4 protein-coding genes and 1 pseudogene are annotated in these 7,167 nt (G+C 59.7%); 2 read left to right on the top strand and 3 right to left on the bottom strand.

The annotated features are described in order from the left end of the window. Positions 1–8: 8 nt before the first annotated feature. Complete coding sequence (ubiK, locus tag ACMZPQ_RS22955; protein WP_006474677.1) at positions 9–260, top strand: ubiquinone biosynthesis accessory factor UbiK; 252 nt, start codon at positions 9–11, stop codon at positions 258–260. A 40-nt stretch (positions 261–300) separates the two neighbouring features. Here ubiK and ACMZPQ_RS22950 read toward each other — a convergent pair whose 3' ends face one another. The 3 genes from ACMZPQ_RS22950 to ACMZPQ_RS22940 form a co-directional block, all read right to left on the bottom strand. Beyond that, positions 301–660: a hypothetical protein gene (locus ACMZPQ_RS22950; protein WP_197580108.1), complete on the bottom strand. Its 360-nt coding sequence runs from the start codon at positions 658–660 to the stop codon at positions 301–303. Between the two features lie 74 nt (positions 661–734). Then, positions 735–4,484, bottom strand: coding sequence for an RHS repeat-associated core domain-containing protein (locus ACMZPQ_RS22945; RefSeq protein WP_197580109.1), 3,750 nt, complete (start codon positions 4,482–4,484; stop codon positions 735–737). Continuing rightward, positions 4,484–6,892, bottom strand: coding sequence for an RHS repeat protein (locus ACMZPQ_RS22940; protein WP_414485986.1), 2,409 nt, complete (start codon positions 6,890–6,892; stop codon positions 4,484–4,486). The genes ACMZPQ_RS22945 and ACMZPQ_RS22940 overlap by 1 nt, the downstream gene beginning before the upstream one ends. Positions 6,893–7,080: 188 nt before the next feature. Here ACMZPQ_RS22940 and ACMZPQ_RS22935 point away from each other — a divergent pair. Further along, positions 7,081–7,167 (top strand): annotated as a pseudogene (locus ACMZPQ_RS22935) (accessory factor UbiK family protein); the annotation flags it as partial.

Raw genomic sequence — 7,167 nt, 5'->3', positions numbered from 1 at the left:
CCCTCCCCATGATCGACCTGAACCACATCGATGACCTCGCCCGTCGCCTCAGCGACCTGGTGCCGCCGGGCCTGCGCGAATCGCGCGAGGAACTGCAGGCCACCTTCAAGAGCGCGCTGCAGGCCGGACTGGCCAAGCTCGACCTGGTCACCCGCGAGGAGTTCGAAGTGCAGCGCGCCGTGCTGCTGAAGACCCGCGAGAAACTGGACGCGCTGGAAACCGCTGTGCGCGAGCTGGAAGGGCGCTCGCCATCAGATTGAGTTGACGCCACTTTCGCCAGACAGCGAGGCGAAAAGCAGACTACCGCTCATCGTCAAACGCGAAGTGCCTCACGTCCTCGAGATCGAACACGGCACGATCCTGCGTCAGCCGAATCCGCCCGGACACCTCCACGCTGGCAGAGATATTGCACAGGCCAGGACTGTGACGCTCCAGGCATATACGCTTCTGTTCGGCGTAAAAACGTGCGACCGAACTGGCGGCCCCATGCTTGCCGATATCGAGGATTCGTGCGCCATCGCTGCAGCGGGAGTTGCGCAGAACCTCTTCGTGGCGGTTATCCGTTACATATCGAGCTGACAACACGACCTCGTCCCGATCATATTCGCCGGGATTCTTAGCGATGGCACACAGCACTTCATCATGAGTATCGTCGTTCATGGTTGTCGCCCCCCCACTGGCACATGCAGATAGCAGCAGGCCCAGCATGGGCACTAATGACGCTGATTTCATAGTCATTTGTCCTTCTCGGTCTTGGGCTGACGCGCTTCCCAGTTTGCAACAGAACCCTCCACCCCCTTGGCCTGTTCACTCTTGCTGATGTTGATCCCAAGGCCTTTGGCAACAACCGCCTCCGTGCCGTAAGCACTCCGCTCTGTGGCACGAACCTCATCACTGGTGGCCGCGGGGCGTCCACGCTCCGCCGTATCAATATCGTGCTGATCTTCATGGGCTATCACCTGCGCGCCCGTCTTCGGGCTGTCGACCTTGCTGAGATCGACAGTGACTGTCCCCTTCTGATTGGTATTGGCGATTGTCTTGCCGTCCAGCTCACCGGACACATAATGCGGTCCAGCGGAACCTTCGGTTCCTATGCTGCGCAGTATCTTGTCGACGATGCGCTGCTCCCGGCGATCCGTGAGGTTAGCCCGTGACTCCCTGAGTTGTCCAACATAAGCCTTGATAGGCGCGCACATCGCGGCTTCACAGGTGTAACGGCCATCAGGATCAACGAATCGATAAGGATTACTGCTTGCATACCAGTATCGATTGAATGCATTCGTAGGACTGGCATGAGCCGTAACTGGATCGACAGAGAGGAAGCGTCCCACGACCGGATCATAGTAGCGCTGCTGCATGTACGAGATGCCATTTTGGCTGTCACTTACATGACCTGAAAATCCCACTTCGTCTCTCAGCCCGCGATTCAACAACTCACCGTAGGGATCATAAAAACTTTGTTCAATCACACTTCCGGAGGCATCGGTGGCGGCAATGGGTGAACCCAGAACATCTGCGTGCGCATATTTCGGGTGAACTACCCCGTCAGCCCCAGCCTCCAGGGTTGCAACCAGCATCGACCCCAAATAGACGTACTCCCGAACCTTCCCGTCACGTTCACTCTGCTGCCTGCGGAGCTTTCCCTCACTGTCGTACATGGAAAGAATCGAGCCACTGCCCTGCAACCACGCCAGAACGCGACGCCCATGGCCGTCATAGCGATAATTCTCTGGTCCTGGCGCAGAGCGCAGCCGATTTCCGAAGTCGAATACGAATGGCTGGCCATTGCGCATCGAAAGGTTCCCTTGCACGTCGTACGCCAAACCCGTCGTCGTCGCGCCGTCGCTTGACATGATGTTGGTCAACCGATTACGTGCATCGTATGCATAGGTATGATCTTTGCGTCCAGACAACTTGGCGCTCAGCGTGTTGTCGAGAACGTCATACGCGTAGCGAATCACTCCATCCCCACCGAAGGCAGCCGACGTAGCTTGCGTCAGACGTCCGATGCCGTCGTAGATCATCTGCCGGTCACGGCCTGCATCCATTGAATCGAGGATGGCGCTGACATTTCCGCTGGCGTCGTATGCATAGGTCAGGTCAACCACGCTGGGTGACGCAGTGATCCGGGAAGGCAGGTTCCGTACATTCAACTCCTGCACGAACTGAACGCCGTTACCGTAAGCAAATCGCCGTGGGCTTCCGTTGGAATGGTACTCAGCGCCACTCACATAGCTACCGACGCGACTCGGCTGGCCCAGGGCATTCGGATCCAGAGCAATGAACATGCCGCTCGGGTACTGGATACCCGATCGCGAGGCGTTGGTGTCGTAAGAGTAGCCCAGCCCCCACGTGAACCAACCGGGCTGTGACGTGGATTCGCCCGTCATCAGCCTTCGCTTGTTATAGCTGTAGGCGTTTGTAGTCTGGGTCGTTCCACCGTCGTTGAGCGTGACTATCTGTGTTGGAAGTCCATCTGCGGCGTAACTCCAAGTCTGGTTTCCGTTCCCATCGGGGAACGTCAGCGTCGAAATCCTGTTACGCGCATCGTACGCCCGATCAATACGTCGCCCGGATCCCTGGGCCGCCGCCAGATCACAGTTGGCGGCATCCGGAAGGTTTAAACCACTGGCGGTCCAGAGCGTGTTGCCAGCGCCATCCTGGGCGATGACCGTAGCCCCAGACTCTGGCTCTATGGCCTTGCACAATTCCCCGCCAGCGCCGTACACAAGCGTGCGTTGCAAGCGCACGCTGCCGTCTGCATTGCGACGTACGATCGCCGCCGGCCGCCCATAGCGATCCCGGGGAATATCGGTAAATTCCCCTTCAGGCGCGCTGATGGCAATTGCATCAGACTGCGCCGGTGTACCGAACGCAAGGTACTGCACTCGAGTGGTATAGCCTCGCGGATCCACCGTGGCACGTCGATTGCCCGCCTCGTAAGTGATGACGCTCGTTGCCACTCCGGACTCGGTATCCTGGGAAACCGACGTGGGGCGTCCCAGTGCATCGTACTCGGTCCAAGTACCCTTCAGAGGCGGAAGCGTTACGCGGGTATTGGTATTGGCTGTGGCATCTCCAAATCGGCCCACACCTTCCTGATTCATCCGCCACTGCAACGGGTATTGCCCGGCTGCGGAAGGTGCGGTGATCGTGAATAGAAATTCCACGATGCCATTGGGGGGCACATCATGCGGCAGGGGAATGCGTGCGGCGCTCCACACGGTGTTGTCGGCAGGATTCTCGGTTGCCAGTGCGTAGCCCGCTCCGTTGCTCCACGTCGTCTCGCCTGTGTTGCGGAAGCGCAGCCGCATCTGCATCGTGCTACCCGTCTCCATACTGATCGGGAAGCCGCCCCCCTCCTCGGTTCGCGCGTTGTTCACAGGCGCGGTTACGTTGACCGCCACATTTGGCGTGGCGGGCCCGAACCAGCCCTTTCCATCAGCCCACATCTGTCTCTGGAAGTTGTAGACGCCCGGCGTTGTTGGCGCCTGCATTGGCACAGGGATATCTACTGTTTCACCCGGCGCCACTGCGCGAGGCAGAGGAATGCGCGCCCCGCCCCATAGCGTGGAATCGGTTGGGTTCTGCGAACCCAACCAGTAGCTGCCCGGCTGCCACGTGGTGTCCCCGGTGTTCTTCATGCTTACTACGGCGGATTGGCTCCCCGCAGTCTTCATTTCACTGGCTACGGATTGACTGTGGTACTCAGCGCCGTTGACCGGTTGCCATATGAAGAAGCCGATCTGGCCTGTAGCAAGCCCAAACCAGTTCCCATTCCTGTGCATCTGGAATGACACGCCATACCAGCCTCCATTGGCCGCGCCCGTGTTGGGAACCAGAGTGATGTTGAAGGTCGCGGTTGCCCCCGGCGGCACTGTTCCTGGAACGGATAGGCTTGAGGACTGCCAGTACGCCGGATTGTCGTTGGGCATGCTGAGTGCATATCCGCCTTCCGGCGTCCATGTGGTTTCCCCGGTATTCCTCATCGTGACCGTCGCCACGAACGGCTGGCCGGCCACCACGCGATTGGTTGACAGCGAGGCAGACACCAACTCGGCTGAATTGACGGGCTCTGGTGGTGCATTGACAGTGATGACCACTGGTCCGCTCTGCAGCGACCGGACGATCTCCTCTCCGTTGAGGTTGCGGATACCCTGCGCCGTCAGCATGTACTGATACGTTCCTGGAGGCAGACCATGCACCGTGTAAGCGCCATACGCGAAATTGGTAACCAGCGCGCCGTTCTGCGTCAGCCGGACATTGTCGATGTACTCCGACTTTGGGCCCCCATTGGTACTTCCGAACTCAACCGTCATGGTCACAGTTGCTGGAGCTGTGTAGACGGTCTGCGCCGGGCCAGTCAGTCTGACCCACGCCTGGGCGTGCACTGCTGGACTAAGCGCAAGCACCATGATCATCAGCAGCAATGCGCTGAGCCAGCGCGACTGAACGCCACATTCCATCATTGTCGGAACTCGCATCAGGGCCCCTCCACGCGATAGCGACCGGGATAGGACTGGAAGATCGTCCTGCCGGCGTGGTCATAGGATGTGATGACCTGCCGCAACGTTGAACTGCGGGTGGCCGCGTCGTATTCCTCGGTGAGTACCGGGCGCATCAACGCGTCATGCCAAGTGATACGCCGGGCATTTCCGGTTGATTCCGTGCGACGCCAGTGTCCCGCTGCCAACCCTCGTTCAGACCCGGTCGTCCGCTGATAGCTGATGATCAAATCATTCCACGCCACGCTATCGCCGCCGGGATACTGGATGAGCGCCAAGCGGCCGGCCGCGTCGTAGCCGTAGGTAGTGGTCGCCGCGGTTTCGTCGGTTCTGCTCAACAGCCAGCCGTTGTCGTCCACCGTGGCGGAGATGCTGGTGCCATCGGCGTACAGGATGCGCCGAGGCGTGCCCCGCTTGTAATCCTGCAGTTGTGTTGTGTTGCCGTTGCCATCAACCACCTGCGTGAGGTTCCCCAGTGAGTCATAGGCCAGCGTTTGCTTCAGCTTGCCGAACACCCATATGGAATGCGGGAGGGACTGTGCATTGAACTCGGTGCGATTTCGCTCGACACCAGTGTCGGCATCTTCCACGCGTTCTTTCTGGCCTAAGGTCCAGCTGGCGAGATTGTCATGGAATACAACCCTGTCCTTGGCCACGGCCAAGTCGCTTCCACTGTAGGTCTGGACCGGCCTCGCAAAGAGGTCGAATAGATCCACCCGCTCGGTATATGCCGTGGCCTCACGCGTGGTGACGACCTGCTTCTGCGGCTCGATGAGTCCTTCAGTTGGGGTCATGATGCTCAGCGATTGCCCCACAAGAGGAATGAACTGACCAGCAGCCTCTTCCTTGCTCAGATACTGGTATTTCACGCCTTGAAGCGTCACCCCCGCAGCATTGGCGGTTCGGGTCTCCAGCACCTTGCCTTCATCGACGCGCGGCCGCACGCCGAACAGATAGCTGGTGACGCTTCCGTCAGGCTCGGTCACCGTCGTCCAGCGCCCCCCGGCTGAAAAGCCATCCTGGAAGCCGTAGGTGGTTGTCATTGATGGCAGGCCCGGCCCACTGATGGTCCGCTGCTGCAGGTTCCAGACACCGATATAGGGCGTCTGCTCAGGCGACGAGCACGGGCTGATGTCGGTAGCGCGGTAGAAATAGCGATAGGCCAGTGAGTAGGTAGACACGGCACCCGCCGGATGACCCACCGCGTAGCTGTAGGGGCCGTAGACGGTTCCCATACGGGGATCGCACTCGGAGCCCTCCGGCGTAGGTCCAAAATTGGGTGGGCGCAGGGTGCCGCTCACGGTGTAGGTCCACCGCGTGCCGTCGGGGAGCACTACGGCGGCCAGTCCACCATCAATACGTGAACCCAGTACGCCGGGTTCGCGGTACTGGTAGGTCCATGTTCGGCCGTTGGCCGAGGCACTCGTAATGCGGTCGCCGGAGTAGCCAAGGGTGATGGCACGTCCGTCACTGCTGGTGATGGACGTCAGCTTGTCGCCGTTGTATCCGTAATTGACCCAGTTACCGAAACGATCCTCCACGCGCGTCGCCATGAAGAAGACATGGGTTCGCGACAGCGACCGGGTGGGTGCCAGCGGATTATCCTTGTAGTTCATACGGGTCATTTCGCGCGTCACGACCCAGTTGAGGTAGTACTTCGTCCCATCCGGCGTAACCGCCAGGAACGCCTCACCAGGCACTCCGTTCTTGGTCTGCGGCAAGCAGCGGACGCGCACGTTGCCGGCTGTCACCCAAGGATAGTTCTGCCCATCGGCAGGCATAGGGATGCCGGCTGATGCCACCAGCATCTGCGCGCTCCCTTGCCCCGGCAGATTCAGACCATAGCCGTTCCAGAACACGGTTTCCGGGTAATAGGAAATGCCACCTTCGCCAATGTAGGGCCGCTTCTGCTGTGAGCAGCGCTGGAAGCGGCTCGCATCGTTATCGGGCCCAACCACCCATCCGCGGGCGCTGAAAACACCCTCCAAGTGTGGAACGTCGATATCCCAATCGTAGAAGCCGGCAAGGTCGCCAGGCTTGCTGTCCTGATACAGGTAGCGCTCACTGATGCTGCGCTTGCGGCTCAGCGCCACAGGCGGCCCAGCGTTACCCGGGATGGCGATGTCTGTGACCGAAAAGCTCAACTGCCCGTTGAACAGAGAAATGCTCTCGCCGAAGGCACCTGCATCAAGCTTCCCAAGCTGCTGGGCCTTGCCAATGCGATTGGCGTATTCGGACTCGGCTTCCACGAATTCCTGCGCTGAAGCCGACGTTGCAGCGAAGCACAGCAACACTGAAGCGAGCCGCCACCCATTGCATCCCATGATGTCCCCCTGGCGAGAATGAACAATCTGTTCATACAGCGCTGCCGATTCTGCACGGTCCAACGGCCTCACACTCGTAGGAAAAACCCGCATTGACCTGTAGGCCTTTTCCTAACGAGCCCGGCCAGCCACCGCGTTTGTGCTCGAAAAGTGCGATGGAATGGTCTGAGGAAGCCATCACAATGTTTCCCGCATGGTTTAACTCGGCGGGCTGAAGATCGAACCGGCTGTTACCCCACGGCCCCCTCCCCATGATCGACCTGAACCACATCGATGACCTCGCCCGTCGCCTCAGCGACCTGGTGCCGCCGGGCCTGCGCGAATCGCGCGAGGAACTG

This window comes from Stenotrophomonas maltophilia, assembly GCF_047497515.2.
In the GTDB taxonomy this organism is placed as follows: domain Bacteria; phylum Pseudomonadota; class Gammaproteobacteria; order Xanthomonadales; family Xanthomonadaceae; genus Stenotrophomonas.
The sequence above is the reverse complement of the archived record's forward strand: the minus strand, read 5'-3'. Positions and strand labels throughout refer to the sequence as shown.

Bases quoted from the DNA above. Each gene is read 5' to 3' on its own strand.
- ubiK (WP_006474677.1), top strand. From the start codon at position 9: ATGATCGACCTGAACCACATCGATGACCTCGCCCGTCGCCTCAGCGAC.
- ACMZPQ_RS22950 (WP_197580108.1), bottom strand. From the start codon at position 660: ATGAACGACGATACTCATGATGAAGTGCTGTGTGCCATCGCTAAGAAT.
- ACMZPQ_RS22945 (WP_197580109.1), bottom strand. From the start codon at position 4,484: ATGCGAGTTCCGACAATGATGGAATGTGGCGTTCAGTCGCGCTGGCTC.